The organism is Bradyrhizobium sp. MI1.4 (assembly GCF_055811315.1).
In genome coordinates, this window is the sequence record NZ_JBVVPP010000033.1 from 40,801 (window position 1) to 64,175 (window position 23,375).

The window sequence follows — 23,375 nt, forward strand, 5'->3', positions numbered from 1 at the left end:
GTGCCGAGGCGAGCGCCTGTGATCGCCGAATTCCAGTCGGATGCAACCGAAGTCGAGCAGCAAGCGCCGCCGCGGCTCGCGCGTCTTACCCTCTACAGCGTGCTTGGGCTAATTGCCTTCGCGGTCACCTGGGCATCCGTTTCGCAAGTGGAGATGATCGTCACGGCGCAGGGGAAATTGACCACGACACGTCCAAACCTGGTCGTACAGCCGTTGGAAACGTCGGTCATACGCGAGATCCACGTCAAGGCCGGTGATCGCGTCAACCGCGGCGACGTTCTGGCTACGCTGGATCCGACCTTCTCGCAGGCTGATTTCGATCAATTGCGCGGCAGGGTGGCTGGTTTCGATGCGTCGATCGATCGCCTGGGCGCCGAAGTGAATGGAACGGAGTATGCCGCCAAGGAGCTCACAAATGCTGACCAAATCCTGCAGGGCAAGTTGTTCTTGCAGAGGAGAGCCGCCTATGAGGCGCAGATCCAGAACTATGACGCACAGATCGCTTCCGCTCGAGCCAATCTGAAGACAGCGCAGGACGAAGAGACGGTTCTCCTTCAGCGACTCGATACGATGCGTTCAATTGAAGCCATGCGCACCACGCTGATGGACAAAGAGGTCGGTTCGAGGCTGAACTTTCTACTGTCTCGCGATGCACGGCTCGAGGTTGAGAGCAATCTGGCGCGCGTTCGTGGCAGTATCGCCGATACGACCCATCGGCTGGACAAGGCCCGCGCTGACCAGAAGGTCTTCACCGAGGAGTTTCGTCGCACCACTTATCAGGAACTGGCAGAGACGCTGCCGAAGCGCAACAGCGCAGCAGAGGAATTGAAGAAAGCCGACCGTCGTCGGCAGCTGATCGTCCTGCAGGCGCCGGCAGATGCCGTGGTGCTGGACATCGCAAACCGCACAGTCGGCTCGGTGGTTCGCGAAGCGGAAACGCTGTTTGTCCTGGTTCCTCGTGATGTGCCTCTCCAGGCGGAGGTCAATGTCGAGGGTCGGGATATCGGTCAGGTGGCGCTTGGACAAGCGGTCCGGATCAAGTTCGAAGCGTTTCCTTTCCAGAAATATGGAACGGCAACGGGCGAGGTCCGCGTCATCAGCCAGGACACGTTCTCGCCCGATCCGAAGGCCGAAGGTGCGCGCCGCGCGCCAGCTCCCTATTACCGCGTACTGGTCGATTTGTCCGACACGCACCTTCGGCTGCCGGCTGAGCGCATTCAACTGATTCCGGGTATGGCGGTGACGGCCGAACTGAAAGTCGGCAAGCGCACCGTGATTTCTTATTTCCTGTACCCCTTGCTTCGCGGTCTGGATGAAAGCATCCGGGAGTACTAGGCATTCAGCGCCAACAGCGATTCAATGAAAGCAATTCCAACGGCATGGCAGCACGCTTCGCATGAATTGCAGACGATTGGTAATGCGCGATCTGCCTGTCTCACTTTGCACAGGGCTCACGGCGCGAGCCAGGGGCCGACGAAGACGAACGTCGCCTGGTCCGCGCCACACCGGTGTTGCGAAGGGACTGACACCCGGCAGAGCCACGTGCTGCGGCGAACCGATCGCCTGGAATGTTCTGCGCATCGAGACTGCAAAGCGCGTCGGCCGCTGAGGTGCAGAATAATAATCGAGAACATGGCTTATCTGGCCTCGATTAATCCGCCTTACGCGAAATTACTCAAATATACCCGGGGTCTGCAGGAGATTATGTATTTTAAAAATCCGGTAATTTAATCACTTGAAAATAAAAGTCGCCTCTGTATTATGAAAATATAAATCAAATACCGAAATTAAATAATTTGAATGGTCGTGTTTCCTCGCAGGAGCCGTGATGCGCGCGCAGCGTCGATATTCGAAACATGACACCGAGACCGTGGCTCTCGCGAGAGAGGCCATGCGCAGCCGGCAGCGCATGTGGCGGCGATACATCAGGACCAAGACTGCTTGCCAAGCGCTTAGCTATGAAGGAGCGTGTCATGATCTTCGTAACCGTCGGTACGCAAGTCCAGTTTGACCGTCTGATCCAAACGGTCGACGATTGGGCCGGTGCACGGGCGAGAAGCGATGTTTTCGCTCAGATCGGGCCATCAAAGCATCAGTGCAAGCACATCCGCACCGAACGATTTGTTGACCCCGGTGGATTCAGGAATTGCGTTGAGGCGGCAAGCCTCGTGATCGCTCATGCAGGCATGGGCTCCATTATCACCGCCCTCGAACTTGGAAAGCGAATCATTGTCATGCCGCGTCGTGCGAGCTTGGGCGAACACCGAAACGATCATCAGGTCGCAACGGCAAAACAGTTCGCCGCACAGGGCCGGATTGAGGTCGCTTTCGAGGAAAGGGAATTATCCGACAAACTCGATCAATTGGACGTCCTCAACCGGTGCGAGCGCCTTGGTGGTGAAGCATCACCACAGCTGATCCTGACAATTCGGACTTTTATTGAAACAGGACATATCCGTTCACAACCTACCAGCGCTTCAGCTTAGGCGGTCAATATGGAGCTACAAGACGGTCGAGCCTCTTCTCCTCGCCGGTCACGCCGGAACGATGATGGAAGGGGTGCATTTACCAACAACGAGGACTGCCGAATGAACGCGCAGCCATGCTCGACGTATCCTCCATGATCGTGAGATGGAATGTCGGAGATACACTGCGCGTGTGCCGGCGTTCATTTTCGACTGGGTATTGGCCAGCAGTTCGGCTATCGCCAGAGCAACCGAAAGCCATAGCCAAGTAAATTCTACATTTCACCCGATTTCAAACCACTGGTGCAGTTATGTCGAACGACACAATAGGAATTGGAGTTATCGGATACGGCTATTGGGGACCGAACTTGGTCCGCAATTTCGCTGCTCATCCCTCGGTTCGTCTAGTGGGCGTATGCGACTTTGATGCGGAAAAGCTCGCGGCAAGCAAGCGGCTTTATCCGGGGGTGATAACGACGTCCTCCTGCGACGAGCTGCTCAAGAACCCTGCCGTCGATGCCGTCGCCGTCGCTACGCCGGTTAATACACACTATGAACTGGCTCTATCCGCACTGAAGGCGGGCAAGCACGTTCTGGTGGAGAAGCCGCTTGCACAAAATTCAGATCTGGCCCGACGCCTGATCGATGAGGCGGCTCGGCGATGCCTGATATTGAGCGTGGACCACACTTTCATCTACACGCCCGCGGTGCGGAAAATCCGCGAACTCTTGGTCAAGAAAGAGCTCGGTAATGTCTACTACTACGACAGCACACGCGCGAGCCTTGGCTTGTTCCAGAGCGATGTCAATGTGATCTGGGACTTGGCGGTGCACGATATTTCGATCATCCACTATATCTTCGATGAGCAGCCCGTTGCCGTTTCGGCGACAGGATCATGCCATGTGGTCGGCTCGCCGGAAAACATGGCTCATATAACGTTGTTCTTCGATAGCGCGTGTGTAGCCCACATTAGCGTCAACTGGCTCTCGCCAATCAAAGTCCGCCAGACGTTCATCGGAGGCAGCAAGAAGATGATCGTTTACGACGATCTTGAACCGACGGAAAAGATCAAGGTATATGACAAGGGCATCACAGTTGATGGCCCCTCCGACAAAGCCCATCAATTCCGGATCGGTTATCGGGCTGGCGATATGTGGGCTCCCCACGTGTCCCCGAAGGAAGCGCTGCAGGTCGAGGTCGACCACTTTATCGATTGTGTGCGCAGCGGGACGCGACCGATTTCAAGTGGCATGTCCGGACTGCGGGTGATCGAGGTCCTGGAGGCTGCATCCCGCTCGATCGCCGAGCATGGCAAACCGGTCCTGCTGAAACGCCAGCCGCGCAGGGCCCCGGAACGTGCGACGGCAACGGTCTGAATCATTGGCGGGCGATATTCAAATGCGCGAACAGCGCGACGGTCTTGCGATTAGTGCGGTACAACGCTCCATCCTGTTTTCGGCGGTCGATCGCTATGGCAGTCTTGTGCTGTTCCTGGTCGCTACCGCGGTTCTCTCTCGTCTGCTGTCGCCCGCGGAATTCGGAGTGTACGCGGTCGTCAATGCCGTCACCGCGGTAATTGGTGCATCCTTTCAGGAGTTCGGGGGCGGAAACTATCTGATTCAGAAGCGTGATCTATCTCCAGCCGATGTTCGCTCAGCTTTCACCATCTCGCTCGGGATCTCAGTGGCCATAGCGCTTCTTCTGTTTGTTCTTGCAGGCGCGCTCTCAGATCTTTTCGCCCAGGACGGTCTCAAGAGGGGCATTGAGGTGTCGGCGATGAATTTTTTCCTGGCACCAGTGTCAGGGACAATTTCGGCCTTGCTGCGCCGGGACATGAAGTTCGGCACGTTAGCCATTTGCAACTTCGCCGCGGGTGTGGCTGTTGCTCTGGTCTCGATCGGGCTAGCGATGGCGGGATTCAGCTATATGGCGCCGGTCTGGGGAGCCCTGACGGGAAGCGTGATTTTGACCTTGGCGCTGCTCGCCAGTCATCGGGACTTAAACGCACTGCGTCCCTCGCTCCTCAAATACCGCGAGATCGTCAGCTTTGGCCTTTATGCCAGCGGGGTTAGCGTCATCAACGTGTTCTACAATCTGGCGCCCCAGCTATTCCTTGCAAGAACTCTGGACTTTATGTCCGTCGGTCTGTACAGCCGCGCGATTAACCTAACGCAAACGTTCGACAAGCTCGTTACGCAAGTATTGAACCCTGTGATCATGCCGGCGATTGTCGCAAGGCGCGAAGCGGGGGACGACCTGAAGGCCATCTATCTCGAGGCGATCGAGCTGCTTTCCGCCGCGCACTGGCCGTTCCTGATATTCGTGGCGCTTATGGCGCGACCGATCATCGCGATCTGGCTCGGCGAGACGTGGCTGGAGGTCGTGCCTCTCGTGCGGCTGCTCTGCATCGCAAACATGGCGCTTTTTGCAGCGTGCTTGAGTTATCCCATGCTTGTAGCGGTTGGAAGCGTGCGGGACGCTTTGATCTCCTCCTTCATCTCCCTACCTCCGTCGCTTCTTGTAATTTTTTGCGCATCCTTCTTCGGTGTGCAGGCTGTCGCCGCCTCCGCCGTTTTGACGTTGCCCTTCCAAGCTGCAGTTGCGATCTATTTTATCGGCCGGCACCTAGGCCTTAAACCAACGGACATTGCTCGAGCGCTGATGAAGAGTGGGGTCGTCACAGCGATAACAGCATTGGGCACATTCGGCTGCGCGGCGCTGACGGAACAGGGAATCCTGACGTCATTTGCCGGTTTGGCCTCGGGATTGTGTGCTGCGGCGCTTTGCTGGTGCCTAGGGCTGCTGCTGACCGGCCACCCGCTGCTGCATCAGCTCCATCTCGCTGCAGCTAGTCTGGCCCGTGTTGCACCGAAGCTGAGGCCATCGCGTTCGGCCCTGTGAGGCCTTGCGATTCTTGGAGGCGGAGATGCCCATTACGAACGACGTAAAGCTCGGTAGGGACGTCAGGATTTTTCATCCCGATCTAGTCAACCTGTATGGTTGCACGGTTGGTGACGAGAGCAAAATCGGAACCTTCGTCGAAGTCCAGGAGGGGGCAAAGATAGGCGCGCGTTGCAAGATATCGTCGCACAGCTTCATCTGCGAGGGCGTCACAATCGAGGATGAAGTGTTTGTTGGTCATGGTGTGATGTTCACGAACGATAAATTCCCGAAGGCAACGACCGCGGATGGTCGTCCTCAGCAAGCGTCAGACTGGACACTGCAGCGCACTCATGTCGGTAGGGGAGCTTCCATCGGATCGAACGCGACCATTCTGTGCGGTGTGACAATCGGTGCGGGTGCCTCCGTAGGCGCGGGTGCGGTGGTGACGAAGGACGTTCCGCCCGGCGCCATCGTCGCCGGAGTGCCCGCTCGGCTTCTGTTCGGAGCTGAGAACACCGTTCTGAGCGATAAACCAGTTTAAATCGAGAGGTGTAAGGTGTCTAATTTAATGCTTGATTTAATGTAATATGTCTAGTTAATTTGTCTATATAATGTTGCTCCAATCCAAGGTGTTGAATCTTGATACCCTTCCTGGAACTGAAAGCCCAATATAGCCAGATCAAGCCGGAGATCGACGCCGCGGTCGCGAGAGTCGTGGGCAGCGGTCACTTTGTGCTCGGCCCAGAGGTGGCTGCCTTCGAGGAACGCTTTGCGGAGTATTGCCGGGCCGCCCATTGCCGCGCGGTGAACAGCGGAACTTCGGCGCTTCACCTTGCCTTGTTGGCGGCCGGCATCGGACCCGGCGACGAAGTCATCACGGTGTCCATGACGTTCGTTGCGACAACCGCAGCCATTCTCTACAGCGGCGCCAGGCCCGTGTTTGTCGACGTTGACCCGGTAACATGGACGATGCATCCCGGCTCGATCGAAGCTGCGATAACACCACGAACCAAAGCGATCCTGCCGGTCCATCTCCACGGGCTGATGGCCGACATGGATCCCATCATGGAGATCGCGCGTCGTCACGGTCTGGTCGTCATCGAGGACGCCGCGCAGGCGCATGGCGCGGAATACCGCGGACGTCGCGCAGGCTCGATTGGCGATCTGGGATGCTTCAGCTTTTACCCCGGCAAGAATCTTGGAGCTTTTGGCGAGGGTGGGGCCGTCGTAACCGATCGACCTGAATTGGCACGCCGCGTGTCACTGCTGCGGGATTGGGGACAGGAGACGAAATACAATCACGTCATTCCCGGATACAACTATCGCATGGACGAAATTCAGAGTGCGATACTGAACGTCAAGCTGGACTACATCGAGCGCTGGACGGAAGCGCGTCGGTCGCTCGCCGCGCGATACAATGCACTGCTGTCTGATCTGCCATTCGCGCGTCCCCAGCCTCCCCACCACGCCCGTCACGTGTACCACGTCTATGCGCTCAGATTGCCGTGCCGCGATGAGGGGCTGACGCTGTTGCGTGACGCCGGCATCGGCGCCGGGATCCACTATCCCGTTCCCGTGCATCTGCAGACGGCCTATGCGGACCTCGGTTATCGTGCCGGTGATCTCCCCGTCACTGAGATGCTGGCCAACGACTTCCTCTCTCTTCCCATTTATCCGGAGTTGCTGCCGGAACAGGCTGTTGAAGTTGTCTCCACATTGAGGAACGCGGCGGCGCTGCAGCCCAGCGAAGCCGTCAGCAATCGAGCGGAGCATCCACAACATGTCATGACATGGTCCCACAGCAGGAGGGCGTCTTGATCGATCTCAAGGGAAAACGCGTTCTGGTCACCGGCGGCGCAGGTTTCATTGGTTCCCACATCGTTGATCTGCTCTGCGATGAGGGCTGCATCGAGATTGTTGCCATCGACAACATGATAAGAGGCCGGCCGGAAAATCTCCGGCGCGCGCTCGGGCGTGGGCCGGTGAGATTGGTTCACGGCGACATCCGAGATCGCAAGCTGATGGAAGCGTTGGTCAAGGCTGCCGATATGGTCTTCCACCAGGCCGCACTCCGCATCACTCATTGTGCGGCCGAACCACGCCTTGCCAAGGAGGTCATGGTGGATGCCACCTATGACCTGTTGGAGTTGTGCATCAAGCACGATATCGAGAAGATCATCGCAGCGTCGTCGGCGTCCGTATATGGCATGGCCGAGGAGTTTCCGACGACCGAGCGGCAGAATCCGTACAACAACCGAACTCTCTATGGGGCTGCCAAGGCGTTTAACGAAGGGCTCCTGCGGGCCTTCAACGATGTAAGCGGCCTCGACTATGTGGCATTCCGATATTTCAACGTCTACGGCAGCCGAATGGATATCCACGGACGTTACACCGAGGTCTTGATCCGTTGGATGGAGCGCCTGGAAGCCGGATTGCCTCCGATTATTTTTGGTGACGGCCGCCAGACCATGGATTTCGTCCATGTCCGCGACATCGCGCGTGCCAATATCCTTGCGGCCAGGGCCAAGATTACTGATGAGGTTTTTAACGTCGGGAGCGGCACTGAAACCAGTCTGACCGAGCTGGCGACTGTGCTTGCGTCCGTGATGGGACACCGCGGCTTGACACCCGAATTCGCGCCGGAGCGCTCGGTCAATCCGGTGCCGCGACGGCTGGCATCGACGGGCAAGGCAGAGCGTTTGCTGGGTTTCCGCACCACGGTCTCGCTTGAGCAGGGGCTCGCCGATCTCGTGAAATGGTGGCGATCCGAGCGCGATCTCGCTTCGGACCGCCAGCGACAGGCGGCGGCATCGTGATTGAGGCCGAGGCGGAACGCGCGGCCGGACCGTCCGGATAGATTTCGTTGGTGCCGCCCATGGCAGCTTAGAAGGGGTTCGCGCTGAGACTGACGGACCCCGCGGCAGCCTCAGAGAGGCACGGAAGTCTGATCCATTCCACCGGGCCAGCCATGATTTCGATCGTCGTCCCAGCCCACAACGAGAGTTCCGTGATTGCGCGGACGTTGAGCCAATGGGTCGGCAAGCCAGGTTCGGACGAGCTGCGCGTGGTCGTCGTTTGCAACGGCTGTACGGACGACACCGCGAATATCGCCCGGCGTTTCGGCCTGACCATCAAGGTTGTGGAGTCGGACACCGCAAGGAAGACCCACGCTCTGAATCTTGGTGATCAAGTCGCGAACGTCTTTCCGCGGATTTATGCTGACGCCGATATCGTTATTACCGTTGATGCCATTCTAGCTTTGGCAAGACGCCTGAATGAAGGTGACGTTTTGGCGGTGGCGCCTACGGCAGAGATCAATCTGGCAGGCTGTTCCTGGCTGGTTCGCAAATACTTCGGAATTCGGTCACGGCTGCCGTCCTCGCGCGAGGGAATCGGCGGTTCAGGCGTGTACGCCTTGTCGGAGGCTGGACGCAGGCGGTTCGGCCAATTTCCAGACATCACTGCTGATGACACCTATGTCAGACTTCAGTTCAGACGGGAAGAGCGGGAGACTCTGGCCTGCGTGAGGTCCACGGTGTTCGCCCCACGCACTCTGCTGCAGCTCGTCACCGTCAGAACACGGGCCTATAGGGGAACATTCGAGCTCGCCCGGCGCTTTCCCGAGCTGCGCGCAAACAAGGGACCGGCCAATAACACTACACTCCTCACACTGTTCAAAGAACCTCGCTTGTGGCTCGGCTTGTTGATCTATTGTTGGGTCAACATTGCTGCTCGATGTAACGCTACCACAGGCGGCCGACGTGGAGATCATCTCTGGCAACGAGACGAGACTTCGCGGGTGGCGCTGCCGGATTCGATCAAATGAGGCGCCAGTTCGGTTGGGCGCGTGATAGGAAAATCGAACGGGTCGCGCATATAAAATGCTTGATTTTAAATAGCTGCCTGTTAATTTAAATAGTAATTTAATAATAAATGCAAGCAATTCGAGGCTTTCGATCCGCTCGTTCAGGGGGAGCTCGCGAATCTTGCAGCATCTTAGGGAGGCCAGCCAATGCTTCGGAGCCCGGTCTTTCACCACAACACGGTGCTGAACCCCAATACGGAGCGGTCACGCAACGTACGGCCAAAAGTGCTGGCAGTCTCCTCGGGTGGGGGCCATTGGGTGCAGCTGTTGCGGATCAAACCCGCTTTCGAGCATTGCGATGTTACGTTCGTCACCATCCATAAATCTTATCGCACGCAGGTGCCCGACCACAAGTTCTACCTCGTCAACGATGCTAACCGCTGGACCAAGATCGCACTGTTGAAAGCAGCGCGCAGAATCGCGTGGATCGTTTGGAATGAAAAGCCGGACATCGTAGTCTCGACGGGTGCCGCTCCGGGATATTTGGCGCTGCGGATCGGACAAATGATGGGTGCGCGCACCATCTGGCTCGACAGTATCGCAAACGTCGAGCAGCTTTCGATGTCGGGAGACCGAATTGGCCATTGCGCCGACCTCTGGCTAACGCAGTGGCCTCATCTCGCGCGACCCGATGGACCTTACTACACAGGCGCGGTGCTATGAGCTTCGCGACGGTCGGAACGCCGGGATATCTTGAGCGCTTCATCCACACGGTTGATGAGTGGGCCAGCGGGGCTGAGCGAATCGGCACACAAGCATCGCACGCCTTTATCGAGACCGCACGCATTGGTTTGTCGGATAGAAACTGTTGTTGTGGGCGGAAGCGAGCAATGTGGGGTGGCAGAGACGCAGATATCCGCGGCGCGCGCCTTCAAATCTGAGCCTAACCGCAGCGTGGCGCCGCGCGTACAACGTAGTTCATAGACAACGGACCTCGCTAAAGGAAGTGGAAATGAAAGAAACTCACGCCGGCGCGCATGTAATGGACGCGGAGCGCCTGCTGAAAGTCCAGGCGGCCAGCAGTGCGCTTGAGCAGGCCCCGGCGCAATTCGTTAAGTGGCGGCGCGTAGAACGCGAGCACGTTGCGGTCAGCCCGCGAGAGGCGGTTGCGTCATGATTCCGATCGCACTGCCGCTCCTCGCCGATGAAGAAGCTGATGCCGCGCGCGCAGCCGTTCTATCGGGCTGGGTGTCGCAAGGTCCGCAAGTCGCCGCCTTCGAGCAAGAATTCGCCACCCTTGTCGGCGCACCATTCGCATGCGCTGTATCAAATTGTACCACAGCCCTGCAGCTCGCGCTGGCGGCGCTGGACATCGGACCCGGTGACGAGGTGATCACACCGAGTCATTCCTTCATCGCAACGGCCAATTCGGTCCGGTTTCAAGGCGCGACACCCGTTTTTGTAGACATCGATCCGTTAACCTACAACGTCGATCCCGCCCGTCTGGTGGAAGCAATAACCCCGCGAACGCGCGCGATCATCGCCGTCCACCAAATGGGCATGCCTTGCGATCTTGCAGCGCTTGCCGCGATAACTGACCGCTATGGCATTGTCCTGATTGAGGATGCGGCGTGTGCTGCCGGCAGTAAAATCTGCATGAATGGGCAATGGGAGTCGATTGGAAAACCGCATGGCCGCATTGCCTGCTTCTCTTTTCACCCTCGGAAAGTGATCACAACTGGAGAGGGCGGGATGCTGACCACCGCGGATCCGGAGCTCCATCGCAGGTTCAGACTGTTGCGCCAACATGGCATGAGCGTCCCTGACACGGTGCGGCATGGTTCGCCTCAAGTAATCTTCGAGGATTATCTGGTCGTCGGGTACAATTACCGCATGACCGACATACAAGCGGCGATCGGTCGCAAACAGCTCGAACGCCTTCCGCAACTGGTGGCGCGCCGCCGCGCCATCGCTGCCAGATACACCGAGCTACTCTCCAATTTCGAGGGTCTGCGCGTGCCGCAGGAGCCCGAGTGGACCAGGTCCAATTGGCAGAGCTATTGCGTGCGTCTGCCTGACCACCTCGACCAGCGCACCGTGATGCAAGGCCTGCTCGATAAGGGAATCGCGACACGACGGGGGATCATGTGCTCGCACCGCGAACCCGCTTACGCCAATGGGAAGCGGCGCCATGATCTCCGTCAATCCGAACTCGCGCAGGATCGATCGATACTGCTGCCGATTTACGCGCAAATGAGCCAGGAGGATATCAATCGAGTCATCGATGCCCTGCTGCATCATATCCGAATAGCTTGATACTCAGGATAACGGGAATGGCGAAGGTCGATATTGTTGTCCCCTGTTACAATTATGGGCGCTTCCTTGAGGCTTGCGTGTCGAGCATTCTCAGCCAATCCGTTTCGGATTTGCGCGTACTTATCATCGACGACTGCTCCTCGGATGATTCGGTGTCAGTCGCAAGGAAATTGGAGCAAAGCGACCCGAGGGTGACGGTGAGAGCGCATTCGCGCAATCACGGTCACATCAATACGTTCAATGAAGGAATCGCGTGGGCATCATCCGAATACTTCTTGCTCTTGTCCGCTGATGATTTGCTGGTTCCCGGAGCCCTCCAGCGGGCAACGGAGATCCTGGACGCAAACTCCGACGTTGTTCTTACATATGGAGAATGCATCCTCTGGTTTGACGATTTACCGTTGCCTAAATTACCTGCGGACGAGAACCATTCTTGGACACGGCAAGATCTGATAACGGAGATGTGCGCCACAGCCAGAAATGACGTTCCCTCTGCGACCGCGATTGCGCGGACACGGACGCAGAAGGCGATCGGCGGCTATCGCACGTCGCTTCCTCACGCAGGCGATATGGAGATGTGGCTACGTTTCGCTGCGCACGGCACAGTTGCCCAGATTAATGCGGTGCAGGCAATCTATCGCAAGCATTCGTCGGCGATGTCCAACGCCTACTTTGCCAAGAGAATACTAGATTATCGGCAGTGCTTGCTCGCGTTCGACAGCTTTTTCGATCAATGCGAGGATCGCGTTCCAAATTCGCGGAGTTTACGTGCCCTGGCGCGCCATACATTGGCCCACCAAATGTTTCGCAGCGGGATCGGATTGCTGCGACGTGGGCGCCTTAGCGACGGCCTTTGCCACTTACGCGAAGCCATGACGATGGATCGCCGGTTGCGATACTTTCCTCCAATTTGGCGAGTGCTGAAGTTTCCGGGCAAGGATGGCCGTCGATGGGCGTTGTCCGTGATCAGAAGAACGCCGGGCAAGCTATCGGAGTGATGGATACCTTTCGGCGCGTGAGGTCGATAAACATCATTTCGTTTTTAGGAACCATCTAGGTCATTATGGAATCAAACCAGATGCGATGCCCGATCGTCCTCGCTTGTGACCGGCGGTATGCTATGCCACTTGCAACGACCCTGCGGTCAATTGTGGAAACGGATAGACGCGGCGAACCGTTCGAGTTTCATGTACTTGTCGACGGTGTTTCCGAGCGTATTCGAAAGAGAATATTCGACTCTCTCCCCCATGGTTCTGCGTCGATCCGATGGATCGAAGTGGACCTGGAAATGTTTCGGGATTTCTCGACCATTAGGTACATTTCAAAAGTCACCTACGCTCGGTTCCTTATCCCCCGCATCTTTCCGAACACTGTCTCCAGGGTGTTGTATCTAGACTCCGATCTCCTCGTTCTTGATGACTTGCAGCCGCTCTGGGCAACAGATCTCGAGGGAAAAGTTCTTGGCGCGGTTCTGGACGGTCTCGATTCTCAGCTGAAAAATCAAACTGTTCGCGTATCGGTACCTCGCGTGCAAGATTACTTTAACGCGGGCGTACTTCTGATAGACCTCCACCAATGGCGAGAGGCGAAAATCTCCGAAACGGCGTTAGATTATCTCAAGCGCTATCCTGGATCGCCCTACTCGGATCAAGACGCACTGAATGTTGCGTGCGATGGCCTTTGGAAAGGGCTCGCTTCCCGATGGAATTATCTAGCTTACAACACCGAACTTGACGTCTCTGAATTGGCAGGCGAGTACAAACCCAGCATAGTTCACTTCACGACCTGGAACAAACCTTGGAGACCTGGTATTCCAAACGCTAATGCCGCGTTGTACGACTCGTTTCGAAGCCGCACGCGGTTCGCGCGTAACTCTATGGACAAAATGGAAAGCACCCTGCGTATCGGTTGGTCCCGCATTAAAAGCTTCCAGGACGGGAGACGAGGCAAATCAACTCGCTCGGAAGGGGTGGTCGATCCCTAGATTGATCGGAGTACCTCAAATGATCGAACGGTGTCCTCTTTAACCATTCGATCGCGATGTTGGCTGACTAAAAAATGCTCTGGTGAGGCCGCGTTCCGGGCGGAACCGACTAGTTGGACCTTTGAAGTCGATGCTCGCCCTGAACGTGTGTGTGGGGCCGCCGACTCGGGCCATCTAAGCAGCGGTCAAGAGGAAAGCTACCTGATCTCCCTGTTGTTCGAGATTTAACTTCGCCGCTTGTTTGGCAAACCTTCTCAACTCGTGCCCGCTAAATAAATCGCTTGGCCCAGATGTGAGCGGCTTGGACTTTCTGTACATTTCGCTGCCCCAGAACTGAAACGCAGTAGAATCGTCAATCGATTGTTTAACAGACAGGCCGCAGCGCTTTGCTAATGCGTTCATTCCCTTGCGAGAGGGAATTACAATGTGGCGCGGTGCATCCAGTTGGACCCAATTCGGGCCGTACTCGATCCATGCATGCGAGGACGACGTCGGGATGCGAACCAGGATGCGACCACCTGGCGCAAGTAGCTTTCTTGCATTGGCAAGACTTTGGTCCGGATCAGGGACATGTTCTAACGAGTGGTTGAACATAATGAAATCAAACTCGCCGGACATACTTTGAAGTTCCGATTTGTGAATCGTCACGGCGCCTGATGCTGGTTTGGAAATATAAGGGTCTACTCCGGTAAGATTCCTGAAGCCTGCCGCAGACATTCTATGAAGGAGCCTCGCAGAGCCGCAGCCAACGTCGAGCACTCGAGAGCCAGGATCAATTCCAAAATCTCCGATGACCCCTACGATGGGATCGTACCTCACAAGGGAAGCCACGGCTCCCAATACGCTTTTCATGCCAAATGCATGCGCATCCCTGATTGCGGTAAGCCGCGAATTTCGCGGGGGCGTGGCGAACGAATAATAGCCACTGGGGTAAAAATGACTCTCGTCTGTTATTTCCGACAGGCGCTGAATCGTCCCACAATCAATACATTCCTGGTATTCAAACCGCTCTCTTGTGCCAAACATCATCTCAACAAATACGTGGCGAGGATGTTCGCCGTCTGACAAGCAAGCTTTACAAATCATCTCAAGTACCTAGCCATAGCAGAGTATCAATCCGGCTTAGCCAGCATCGGAAAAGCCGGAACGGGTGTAAGAAGGCCGGGTTCGTCAACCAAACCCGCCAGTCGTTTTCTATTTTAGAAAGATGAACCTAACTCTGTCCGCGAGGCGAGTAAGCCGGCTGCTTCCGCTGCGCGCTCTCGGTTTTTCTATGCCCGGCGAGCCATCTGAAGCCTTCTCGACAAGGGTCAGACAGTCCAAATTCCGGGCTTCGTCCCAATCTATGGTAACTTGCTCGAGCACACGCAAACCAGATCTACTCGCAGCGTGGGCAAACAGATTTCTGCTCATAAAATTGCGCCAATGGGGATTGTTTCTGTAATCCGAGCCTGGATATGTGTCTAAGTTTGAATGATGGAACAGTGCGCGGCCGCCTTGTCGCAGGATACGGGAAGCATCCTGTAGGTATGAAAAAACCGCATCATATTCAAAATGCACCATCGCATCAAAACAGAATATCGCGGAGACGGACCCGTCCTCTACGGGATGGAAATCGTAGCCGCTATTGGTATGCGCGCTTACTTCAGGAACATCCGAGAATCTTCTCTTGCAATGCCGCACATTCTCCTCAACGACGTCCATCAGGACGAGCGATCGAAGCGTGGTCTGGTCGCGTTTCGTGCTCAAAAAACGAGCGGAATGCCGACCGTGCCCGCACGCGAGTTCGACGGTTGACGTCGTATCCAATCTCTCGAACAAACGCCGGAATGGCGTCCCCGGCTTCCAAAACGGGTCGGTCCAGGCATCCGCTTCCGCTTTATCGTAATAATCTGTGCTCTTCCAATCGTGCGCGATCTCTAAAGTTCGCGAGGAAACCGTGGTCATCACATTATCTCCATATTTAATCGCGCGCGTTAACTAATTACTGCGAGCGACCTCAATATAGCACGAATTAATCGGAATATTAACCCCGGCGTCGAATCTCGTGTTGTCGGGTCCATGCGCATTTCTACGGGGCCGGGCGGCAGATTCCAGCGGAACCGGAGCGTGAACAGCTAATGTCCTGGAGGTGACGGCTCGGATGGGAGGGGAGGCGGGCAGCAAAGCTGCCAAGTTCCGGCACCTCGCCGCCCGATGCCCCCTCAATCGGCTCGGGGAGTTAATTGGATCGTGGCGGCGCAGGCCTGTTTTCTTTGATCGATTAATGTGATTTAATTGCGGTCAGTCGGAATATTAACGTCGGTTTATTAAATCCCGGTCGGAGCCTGTGTGCGAGGTTATGTCAATCACCGTCTCGCGGTCCACAGCCGGACTTTTGCGGGACATGCTAGCCTGTCGAAGCCAATGCACTGGCCTCGGCTGACCAGGAGCGTTTCATGACGTCCCAAGCACGTCGGCCCAATGCTGAAGGGGGAGCTGAAGGTCCCCTCGTCACGGTCGTGATGTGCGTTTACAACGCAGGGGAATATTTGCGGCCTTCGTTGTTGAGCATAATTGATCAGACGTATACCAATTTAGATATCCTCATTATCGACGACGGAAGCACTGACGGCTGCTTCGACTCAGTTCAAGATTTGCTGGCAGACGAGCGTGTTCGCGTGATCCATCAAGCGAACGCAAGCAAGCCCGTGGCGATCAATCGAGCGCTCGATCAGATCCGCGGCGAGTACTACGCAATTCAAGACGCGGATGACATCAGCTATCCAACGAGAATTGAAAGACAGGTTCGTGCGCTGCTCAACGGGCTGCATTTGGCCGCCGTATTCTGCGGTAACGAGCTTATCATTGACGGAAGAGCCATGGCCCCCGTGTTTGCACCGAAAGGAGAGGACGACTGCCACTCTGAGATCCGAGCCTTTCGAATGCCTGCCCTTGATCCCACAGGAATGTTTCGGATGTCATTGATCGGCCATTTGCGGTTCGAGCCTTCATTGCAGGTCGCCGAGACTTACGATTACATATTGAGAATTGGCGAAGAGCATCCGATGATTGTATTGGGTGAGTGCCTTTACGCGTACCGCATTCTTCCCAATTCACTTACCCGACGTGCGCCAGCGTGGCGCAAACGATTTGAATCTGAGGCCTTCAGGCGGGCCTGCGAGCGGCGAGGTTTACGGTTCGAGCCAGAATGCGAGGATAGAGGCCACAGGTCCCGCAATAGCTTGCTGGATAACAATATTGCCGCCCATTTCATCAGGAGCGTGCTGGATTTGCGTCGGTCAAACCATCGTGTGTCGGCGCTAAGGACGGGGTGGCAATGTGCTTCTTTGCATCCCGCGGATCCACACTATTACAAGGCGCTTGCTTATGCGCTGATTCCACCCGGCGTAACGAGCCGCCTACGTCGTGACTTCTTGGCGATTCCTTTGGAGACGACGAAATGAAGCGCCTCTTCGGCGGAACGGTCGTTTTGATGCGGCGGCTCAATTTTGAGCGCTGCTTCTTGTTGGCGCAACGTCTTCGGCATTCGAGGTATTCGCTTTGAGCCGCAAAAGCTTTGAATTGGATTCGGATTTTCAACGTACCTATCTGCAGGATCGCCAGCAGAGTGTAGTTAGGCGTGTTACAGGCGGCTCGCCCTCACGTCCCGAACTATATCTCAAACTTTTATTGGTCACAATTTTTTTGCCCGAGGGTCTATCTTTCTTCGTCGGTGACTTTCGCCTCACCGTCGCTCGAGTTCTGATTTTTGTGTTCTCCATCGCAGCGATATCGCGGCTCTCCCAGCGCAACCCGCGAGCTGTAGTCTGCGTTCCATCGGATATTTTAGCTCCGGCTGCAGGCGTCTGGATGATGTTGGCTGCCACCGTAACGGATGGTTCCACGGGTCTTAAAGGAGCCGGGATCGAGGCAATTTCATTCACCGGCGCATATTTGAGTTTCCGGTATCTTCTCGGTCCGGCGGTCGATAGTTCCGTGCGAATCGTACGCTTCTCTTGCAAGTTGATTATTCTGATTGTCGGTATCGCGCTTCTCGACTCTCTGACTGATAGACTGTTCACCTATGACTTGGTCAAAGGAATTACTGGTTATGTGAAACCCAGTTATGAAGGTGCATTCGCGTTGAAGTCGGAGACCTTGTTTAGGGACGGGGTCATTCGTGCCATGGGTCCAATGGAGCATTCGATATTATTCGGTGCCGTTTGTGTGTGGTTTGGACACTTGGCCCTCACTACGTTTAGGCCCCAGGTGTTGGGCTGGGGTGTTGCAGGGATCGCGCTGGTAGGTGTCTTGGCTTCGCAGGCGCGGAGTCCATTGCTAGCCTATGTGATCGGATTTGCTCTCGCGATTTTTTATGCTGCAACCCCTCGCTTTACAACCAGATGGAAGTTGGTCGGACTGGCTGTGACTGCTGTTCTCCTTACCGTTTTCACTTTCTCTGGCAACCCCGTCGTAACGCTTGTACGCCTTGGCGGAGTAAGTCCGGAGGCGGCCTGGTACCGTCAAGCGATCTGGGAGACCGGGGGGCCTGTAGTACTCGGTTCGCCGATCTTCGGAATTGGTTTGAACGGCGACTGGAATTGGCAGTCTCACGGCGCGCTTGTGAGCGGGAGCGTGGATGCTTTTTGGCTTGCCGCCGCAATGAATTACGGAATTCCTGGGAGCGCATTAATCCTTTTGACAATTGTGGGCGCATGCTGGCTTGGTTCGATCGATAGATCGCGTCACCTTACTCCCGAGGAAGGACGGCTATCGGTGGCGCTCGGAATTGTCATAATAACCATCGTTTTTCTGGGGTTCATGGTTCACTTTTGGGGCATCTGTTTCATCCTTATCGCTGTCTTTGCCGGAATGCGGGCGAACCTCGCGGAAACCGCGGTGCTGCGCGATAGAGCCGCGGAAACGGGATATGATTCGATTACCGGAGGCGTTTTACTGCAGGGCGGTGAGCGCGTTCCACGCAGAGGAGCTCCGTTGTTCTCGGGTGATCGCTCTGGAATCTAGGCGCCGCCAACCATAGCGATCGTCGTGATTTCTCGCGCTGCGTCAGTCTGAACCTGGGATGTCGATCATGACGATCCAAAATATTCAAGTTCCGACGTTTGATCTGGGGCCTCAGATCCCCCGCGTTATTCATCAAATATATTTCTCGAAAAATCCGTTACCGATCGTCTTGGCAAGGAATATACAAGCCATCAAAACAATGAATCCCGGCTGGGAACACAGACTATACGACGAACAAGCGATTGCTACGTTCATCGTCGAGCATTACGGCCCAGAAATTGCGAGCCTGTTCTATAAGATCAATCCGCAGTACGGAGCGGCGCGAGCTGATCTCTTCCGCTATCTCCTCATGTACAAGCGCGGTGGGGTCTATCTTGATATCAAAAGCACAACGGTCGAGCCTCTCGACGGAGCCATTCGATCAGACGACAGGTTCATTCTGTCACGTTGGCGGAATAGCCCTGGCGAGCCGCACGCGGGCTGGGGCGTGCACAAAGAGTTTGGGGCTAACCGGGAACGCGAATTTCAACAGTGGCATATCATAGCCGCTCCCGGTCATCCGTTTCTAAAGGCGGTGATCGAGCGGGTTTTGACAAATATCCAAAATTACCGATCGTGGGTGCATGGCGTGGGAAACAAGGGCGTCTGGAGAACAACGGGCCCCATAGCGTATATGCTGGCCATCGAGCCGCTGATGGGCAGCAACAGTTACCGCATGGTCGCAAACGAGACGGAGCTGTCATTGCAATACAACATATGCAGCGATCCCTCTCATCTTTTCGGTAAGCATTACGGGTTACTATCAGATCCCATAGTCTCGATGGATGGATGGCTTTCCATTCCAGCGCATCATATCTATTCTCAGGCGCGCAATGTCTATCGCCAGTTTCTTTTAAAGCCCCCGGCGTAGCGCACGATCCGGCCGTTGCTCCACTGAGCCCTAGGGGCTCGGACCCCTAAGCTCTACAGCTCCTGGATGAAAGTTCATTGGTCAATGAGTGCAAACCTTGCACCCGCGACAACAGGGTATTGTTTCATGCGCGGAGCGCCCAAATTCGCGATCTTATAACGATGCCTCGCGCCGCGGATCTTCGCGCCGACTGCAGCCAGAATTAAATAAACTGGATAATAATTACAATCTCTGGTAATTAATATGGAGGCCCCAGCGCTATGGCGGGGTTGCGATACGATGTTGAATTCTGAGGAGCCGGCTGTGTTTGTCGGAGCAGGGCAGGGCGGTCACGTTACCGAGGTGGCTGATCTTATCGTAGGTTTTTGTAAGCCGGTTGCGCCGTGCGAGGGAATAAGATGAATCAGCGCTCCCTCTCCGGCGGCCAAACAGCGCGGCGGATTGCTTTCGCCACGATCGGCGACGCAAGCGAGGTCAGGTTCTGGTCCGGCACGCCATTTCACATGGCGAAATCGCTCGCAAACGAAGGTCACGAGGTGGTCCATATCGGTCCCCTGAGCGCACCGATCTTACCTCTTTACAAGACGTATTCCAGACTTTGCCGTGCCTTTCGCAGGCAGAGCCTCTCCCCATTTCATGCGGGGCCTGTCGTTGCACAGTATGCAGCGGACGCAGCACGCAAAATCTGCGCGGTCTCACCCGACTTCGTCTTCGCGCCCGCCGGCTCCAACTTCGCCTGGGCAGTGCCTGCGGGCGTTCCCCTCGTCTATGCGTCCGATGCGACCTTTCGGCTTGTCGACAATTACCATCCTAACTATCGGAACTTGTCGCGCAATGCTCGGGAGATTGCTGAACGCCTGGAACGCAACACCATCGCACGTGCGGATCTTGTCCTCTACCCGTCGGAATGGGCCGCCAAATCTGCTGTTAGAGATTACGGTGCCGACCGTGGGCGGGTACATGTCATTCCGTGGGGTGCCAACCTCGAAGAAACACCCAATCGTGACTCTGTGCTTGCGTGCCGCAAGCCGGGTCCGTGCCGGCTCTTGTTCATCGGTGCCAACTGGGAGGAGAAGGGCGCGGACATCGCGGTTGGGACTCTCGCTGAACTAAGGGACAGGGGCGTAGAGGCGGAGCTCGTGATCTGCGGATGCACTCCGCCCACGCCAGTCACCCAGGATGGCCTGACGATCATCCCGTACCTGGACAAGAATGATCGTGAACAGCGCAGCCGGCTGGATCAACTCTATCGCGACGCGGATTTCTTTCTGTTGCCGACCCGGGCAGATTGCTACGGCATTGTTTTTTGCGAAGCGGCGGCCCATGCCGTACCGAGCATTGCGCCGGCCACCGGTGGCGTCTCCTGCGCTATCCGCGACGAGGAGACGGGAATCTTGTTACCGCCCAATGCGACGAAGGCGGACTATGCGACGGTGATCTCCCAGACCTTTGCTAACAAGGACCGGCTGGCACGCCTGAGACAATCGAGCCGGGACGCCTTCGAGGCTCGATTGAACTGGCAGGCTTGGGCCCGGCGCGTCTCAGATCTGATTCAAACTCTATGATTGTCCTGAATTATCATGAGCTGGTGGAAGCCTCGCCTTCGAGTGCGTGGTGCCTAACGCATGAAATGTTCGAAGCGCATCTTGCGCTTTGCGAGGAAGGGCTGGTCTCGCCTCAGAGTTTTCTGAAGCATTGCTCCGATCCGATACCCAGCCGTACCGGTGCGGTCCTGTTAACCTTCGACGATGGATTTCTTTCGGACTACACGCATATCTATGCCCGTTACATGACGACCGGTCGTATTCCAGGTTTCATGTCTTTTATCCCGGTCGACTTTGTAGGCTCGCCGGGACGTATGAGCTGGGAGATGATTGAGGAGCTCGGCCGGGGCGGCGTTGCGATCGGCTCACATGGCATGGCCCACGTCGATTTGACGACTGTCTCGGATGCAAAACTCGAGCGCGAGCTTAGGGTGTCGAAATCGATGCTCGAGGATCGCCTCGGACAAGAGGTTACTCTTTTCGCTTTCCCATACGGGCGGTTCTCCCGGCGGGTCTGGGAGGCGGCGCTGAGGGCTGGCTACACACACCTCTTTACAATCCAGCTTGGGCATCATCGCGGATTCGAACCCTTCCTCTATTCCCGCCTTTGCCTGACGAACAACATGGATGCGGAGTACATTCGCCAGCACTTGCTTGATCCGGATGAGATGCGCGGCTTTGCCTGGAGGATCAGCACAAAGCTCGGGCTCTATCGTCAGCTGATGCGCTGGCGGTATCGATAGCGCTTTGGCGGCGGATTGCAAAATGCGCAGCCATCCTGATCATTCGCCGGCGCCCCTCGCGACCGGGATCGACGTTGGTGGATCTCGGCTTCTTCTCTGGCGCGGCGTCTGTCGGACGCCGCATTCGAAGCTGCGCAGGCGTTTACGTTCCCGACGGTCGCTCGTCATCGTCGAGGGCAAATGAGAAGGTGTCTGGGCTATGTCGATTGCTAGCGTCAACCTTGCCGTCATCATCGTCTCATACTGCAATGCCGATGACGTCGATCGCTGCTTGAAATCGCTTGCTCGTTCGGATTGGGATCGGTTTGAGGTCTTCATTTGCGAAAATGGCGGGGAAGCGGCCTACCGGAGATTGCTGGCTGCGCTCGTGGGACCGGACCGAACGTTGCAGAGAACTTCGGATGCGTCGGATACTCTTGACCAGCCACAGAAACGATTCGCCGCAGTGGCGAAATGCCGATTTAAGGATCGCACGAATGCTGTCCGAGTTGGGCTCGCAATTGAGAACCTCGGTTACGGCGGCGGCGTCAACGCGTGGCTCGAGCCATTGCTTGGCGTCCCCGGCTGGGGTTCGGTGCTTGTCCTGAATCCCGATACCGAAGTGGATAGCCGCGGCCTGTCTGAGTTGATTGCCAAGTCTGCTGAGGGATTCGGCATGGTGGGCGGAAGCCTGGTCTTTCACAATACCCCCGAAAAGATCATCAACTACGGACTGCATTGGTCGCAAATGACAGGCCGTGTTGTTGCTATAGGAAGGAATGCGCCAATTGGTAGTGCCCCCTCCGCCGAAGACCTTGGCCGGATCGATGCGGTAAGCGGAGCGTGTGTTCTGGCAACGCGAGCGTTCGTCGAAGACGTCGGTCTCATGGCTGAGGACTACTTCCTCTATATGGAAGATCTGGATTGGGGACGGCGGCGGGGAAGGCACCGCATCGGCTTCGCGAGCAAAGCTATCATTCGCCACATTGGAGGAACGACCATCGGCTCGGCCGTTGCCCCCGAGAAGCGCTCGCATCTCTCGATCTATTTGTCTGCCCGCAACGGCATTGTCTATGCTCGGCGCTTCGCGGGATGGCGCTGGATCTGCCATTTCGGAGTCGGACTGTTGTTCGTAGTGCGATACATGATCAAAGGCTCCTTGTCGGCCGGAAGAGTCGCTTTCGTGGGTTTGCTCGACGGCGCCAAAGGCAAGACAGGGCGGCCGGATGCCGCGCCCGCACCGCAACAGCTCGATTGATCTGCGACGATCCCAGTCAGCATCTCATCATTGGCCACCAGATTTGAACTCGCTGAGATGGCGGAGGGCTCCGCCGGCATGGCGATTGTCGGTCTAATATCGCCCAGCAGCCATCGAACTGAAAATCAACGACAGTTATGCTCTTGATTGTCCGCAGATGAAATGGTCGTGGCGACACATATTCTTCCAGCCGGACGAGCCCTCAGCGGACGTATCTGACGGCAGATAATCTTGACCATCGAATATTTAATTTATTTTCTGCTGTAGAGGCGTCGACGGCCACTCCTGGCGAGCTGTCATCTGGCGGTGACGACGCACCTTCGATCCAAGCATACTTGCGTATATCTTCGTTCGTTCTCCGTGTGACTCTTTCAACGCGGTGCACGAGTGCTTGATCGGACTAAGGAATTAACGCCGCATTTAAATTTGTGCGATGCGACTTTGGCCAGGGTAGCTGAGAAATTACCTTGGGTGAGCCGCC

At 56.2% G+C, this 23,375-nt stretch carries 20 protein-coding genes; 18 read left to right on the top strand and 2 right to left on the bottom strand.

Annotation, left to right across the window (positions count from 1 at the left end; genetic code table 11):
• Positions 1-18: 18 nt before the first annotated feature.
• The 12 genes from AC0L23_RS27520 (at position 19) to AC0L23_RS27575 (ending at position 13,453) form a co-directional block, all read left to right on the top strand.
• Positions 19-1,335 (top strand): HlyD family type I secretion periplasmic adaptor subunit, encoded by a 1,317-nt coding sequence (locus tag AC0L23_RS27520; RefSeq protein ID WP_247282837.1) that lies wholly within the window; start codon positions 19-21, stop codon positions 1,333-1,335.
• 638 nt (positions 1,336-1,973) lie between these two features.
• On the top strand, positions 1,974-2,486 hold the full coding sequence (locus AC0L23_RS27525) for a glycosyltransferase (RefSeq protein ID WP_247282838.1): 513 nt from the start codon (positions 1,974-1,976) through the stop codon (positions 2,484-2,486).
• Between the two features lie 290 nt (positions 2,487-2,776).
• Positions 2,777-3,841, top strand: coding sequence for a Gfo/Idh/MocA family protein (locus AC0L23_RS27530; protein WP_473297960.1), 1,065 nt, complete (start codon positions 2,777-2,779; stop codon positions 3,839-3,841).
• 22 nt (positions 3,842-3,863) lie between these two features.
• Positions 3,864-5,366, top strand: coding sequence for an oligosaccharide flippase family protein (locus AC0L23_RS27535; RefSeq protein WP_473297962.1), 1,503 nt, complete (start codon positions 3,864-3,866; stop codon positions 5,364-5,366).
• Between the two features lie 25 nt (positions 5,367-5,391).
• Positions 5,392-5,889, top strand: coding sequence for an acyltransferase (locus tag AC0L23_RS27540; protein WP_473297964.1), 498 nt, complete (start codon positions 5,392-5,394; stop codon positions 5,887-5,889).
• A 98-nt stretch (positions 5,890-5,987) separates the two neighbouring features.
• Complete coding sequence (locus AC0L23_RS27545) at positions 5,988-7,166, top strand: DegT/DnrJ/EryC1/StrS family aminotransferase (RefSeq protein WP_473297967.1); 1,179 nt, start codon at positions 5,988-5,990, stop codon at positions 7,164-7,166.
• Positions 7,139-8,164: an NAD-dependent epimerase/dehydratase family protein gene (locus tag AC0L23_RS27550; protein WP_473297969.1), complete on the top strand. Its 1,026-nt coding sequence runs from the start codon at positions 7,139-7,141 to the stop codon at positions 8,162-8,164. The genes AC0L23_RS27545 and AC0L23_RS27550 overlap by 28 nt, the downstream gene beginning before the upstream one ends.
• Before the next feature lie 152 nt (positions 8,165-8,316).
• Positions 8,317-9,174 (top strand): glycosyltransferase, encoded by an 858-nt coding sequence (locus AC0L23_RS27555; RefSeq protein ID WP_473297971.1) that lies wholly within the window; start codon positions 8,317-8,319, stop codon positions 9,172-9,174.
• A gap of 186 nt (positions 9,175-9,360) precedes the next feature.
• A complete protein-coding gene (locus AC0L23_RS27560; RefSeq protein WP_473297973.1) occupies positions 9,361-9,876 on the top strand; it encodes a UDP-N-acetylglucosamine--LPS N-acetylglucosamine transferase in 516 nt (171 codons plus the stop codon).
• A 450-nt stretch (positions 9,877-10,326) separates the two neighbouring features.
• On the top strand, positions 10,327-11,469 hold the full coding sequence (locus AC0L23_RS27565; protein WP_473357554.1) for a DegT/DnrJ/EryC1/StrS family aminotransferase: 1,143 nt from the start codon (positions 10,327-10,329) through the stop codon (positions 11,467-11,469).
• Between the two features lie 17 nt (positions 11,470-11,486).
• The gene (locus AC0L23_RS27570) at positions 11,487-12,467 is read left to right on the top strand and encodes a glycosyltransferase family A protein (protein WP_473297979.1); all 981 of its coding nucleotides are present in this window, start codon (positions 11,487-11,489) and stop codon (positions 12,465-12,467) included.
• An 80-nt stretch (positions 12,468-12,547) separates the two neighbouring features.
• A complete protein-coding gene (locus tag AC0L23_RS27575; RefSeq protein WP_473298017.1) occupies positions 12,548-13,453 on the top strand; it encodes a glycosyltransferase family 8 protein in 906 nt (301 codons plus the stop codon).
• 174 nt (positions 13,454-13,627) lie between these two features.
• Here AC0L23_RS27575 and AC0L23_RS27580 read toward each other — a convergent pair whose 3' ends face one another.
• Together AC0L23_RS27580 and AC0L23_RS27585 are read right to left on the bottom strand one after the other, a co-directional pair.
• Positions 13,628-14,521 (bottom strand): class I SAM-dependent methyltransferase, encoded by an 894-nt coding sequence (locus AC0L23_RS27580; RefSeq protein ID WP_473297981.1) that lies wholly within the window; start codon positions 14,519-14,521, stop codon positions 13,628-13,630.
• A 126-nt stretch (positions 14,522-14,647) separates the two neighbouring features.
• Positions 14,648-15,400: a class I SAM-dependent methyltransferase gene (locus AC0L23_RS27585; protein ID WP_473297983.1), complete on the bottom strand. Its 753-nt coding sequence runs from the start codon at positions 15,398-15,400 to the stop codon at positions 14,648-14,650.
• Between the two features lie 491 nt (positions 15,401-15,891).
• Here AC0L23_RS27585 and AC0L23_RS27590 point away from each other — a divergent pair, with 491 nt between their 5' ends.
• The 6 genes from AC0L23_RS27590 (at position 15,892) to AC0L23_RS27615 (ending at position 22,894) form a co-directional block, all read left to right on the top strand.
• Positions 15,892-16,899 carry a glycosyltransferase family 2 protein gene (locus AC0L23_RS27590; protein ID WP_473297985.1) on the top strand — a complete coding sequence of 336 codons (1,008 nt, stop codon included), beginning with the start codon at positions 15,892-15,894 and terminating at the stop codon, positions 16,897-16,899.
• A 97-nt stretch (positions 16,900-16,996) separates the two neighbouring features.
• Complete coding sequence (locus AC0L23_RS27595; protein WP_473357555.1) at positions 16,997-18,460, top strand: O-antigen ligase family protein; 1,464 nt, start codon at positions 16,997-16,999, stop codon at positions 18,458-18,460.
• 67 nt (positions 18,461-18,527) lie between these two features.
• Positions 18,528-19,370, top strand: a complete 843-nt coding sequence (locus tag AC0L23_RS27600; protein WP_473297989.1) for a glycosyltransferase family 32 protein — start codon at positions 18,528-18,530, stop codon at positions 19,368-19,370.
• A gap of 398 nt (positions 19,371-19,768) precedes the next feature.
• Entirely contained in the window at positions 19,769-20,935 is a 1,167-nt protein-coding gene (locus tag AC0L23_RS27605) for a glycosyltransferase family 4 protein (protein ID WP_473297991.1), read from the top strand.
• A complete protein-coding gene (locus tag AC0L23_RS27610; RefSeq protein WP_473297993.1) occupies positions 20,932-21,657 on the top strand; it encodes a polysaccharide deacetylase family protein in 726 nt (241 codons plus the stop codon). The genes AC0L23_RS27605 and AC0L23_RS27610 overlap by 4 nt, the downstream gene beginning before the upstream one ends.
• A 199-nt stretch (positions 21,658-21,856) precedes the next feature.
• On the top strand, positions 21,857-22,894 hold the full coding sequence (locus tag AC0L23_RS27615; RefSeq protein WP_473297996.1) for a glycosyltransferase family protein: 1,038 nt from the start codon (positions 21,857-21,859) through the stop codon (positions 22,892-22,894).
• The last annotated feature ends 481 nt before the right edge of the window (positions 22,895-23,375 follow it).

Coding starts and splice junctions, on each gene's coding strand:
- AC0L23_RS27525 (WP_247282838.1), top strand. CDS start 1,974: ATGATCTTCGTAACCGTCGGTACGCAAGTCCAGTTTGACCGTCTGATC.
- AC0L23_RS27530 (WP_473297960.1), top strand. CDS start 2,777: ATGTCGAACGACACAATAGGAATTGGAGTTATCGGATACGGCTATTGG.
- AC0L23_RS27535 (WP_473297962.1), top strand. CDS start 3,864: ATGCGCGAACAGCGCGACGGTCTTGCGATTAGTGCGGTACAACGCTCC.
- AC0L23_RS27540 (WP_473297964.1), top strand. CDS start 5,392: ATGCCCATTACGAACGACGTAAAGCTCGGTAGGGACGTCAGGATTTTT.
- AC0L23_RS27550 (WP_473297969.1), top strand. CDS start 7,139: ATGGTCCCACAGCAGGAGGGCGTCTTGATCGATCTCAAGGGAAAACGC.
- AC0L23_RS27555 (WP_473297971.1), top strand. CDS start 8,317: ATGATTTCGATCGTCGTCCCAGCCCACAACGAGAGTTCCGTGATTGCG.
- AC0L23_RS27560 (WP_473297973.1), top strand. CDS start 9,361: ATGCTTCGGAGCCCGGTCTTTCACCACAACACGGTGCTGAACCCCAAT.
- AC0L23_RS27565 (WP_473357554.1), top strand. CDS start 10,327: ATGATTCCGATCGCACTGCCGCTCCTCGCCGATGAAGAAGCTGATGCC.
- AC0L23_RS27570 (WP_473297979.1), top strand. CDS start 11,487: ATGGCGAAGGTCGATATTGTTGTCCCCTGTTACAATTATGGGCGCTTC.
- AC0L23_RS27575 (WP_473298017.1), top strand. CDS start 12,548: ATGCGATGCCCGATCGTCCTCGCTTGTGACCGGCGGTATGCTATGCCA.
- AC0L23_RS27585 (WP_473297983.1), bottom strand. CDS start 15,400: ATGACCACGGTTTCCTCGCGAACTTTAGAGATCGCGCACGATTGGAAG.
- AC0L23_RS27590 (WP_473297985.1), top strand. CDS start 15,892: ATGACGTCCCAAGCACGTCGGCCCAATGCTGAAGGGGGAGCTGAAGGT.
- AC0L23_RS27600 (WP_473297989.1), top strand. CDS start 18,528: ATGACGATCCAAAATATTCAAGTTCCGACGTTTGATCTGGGGCCTCAG.
- AC0L23_RS27605 (WP_473297991.1), top strand. CDS start 19,769: ATGAATCAGCGCTCCCTCTCCGGCGGCCAAACAGCGCGGCGGATTGCT.
- AC0L23_RS27610 (WP_473297993.1), top strand. CDS start 20,932: ATGATTGTCCTGAATTATCATGAGCTGGTGGAAGCCTCGCCTTCGAGT.
- AC0L23_RS27615 (WP_473297996.1), top strand. CDS start 21,857: ATGTCGATTGCTAGCGTCAACCTTGCCGTCATCATCGTCTCATACTGC.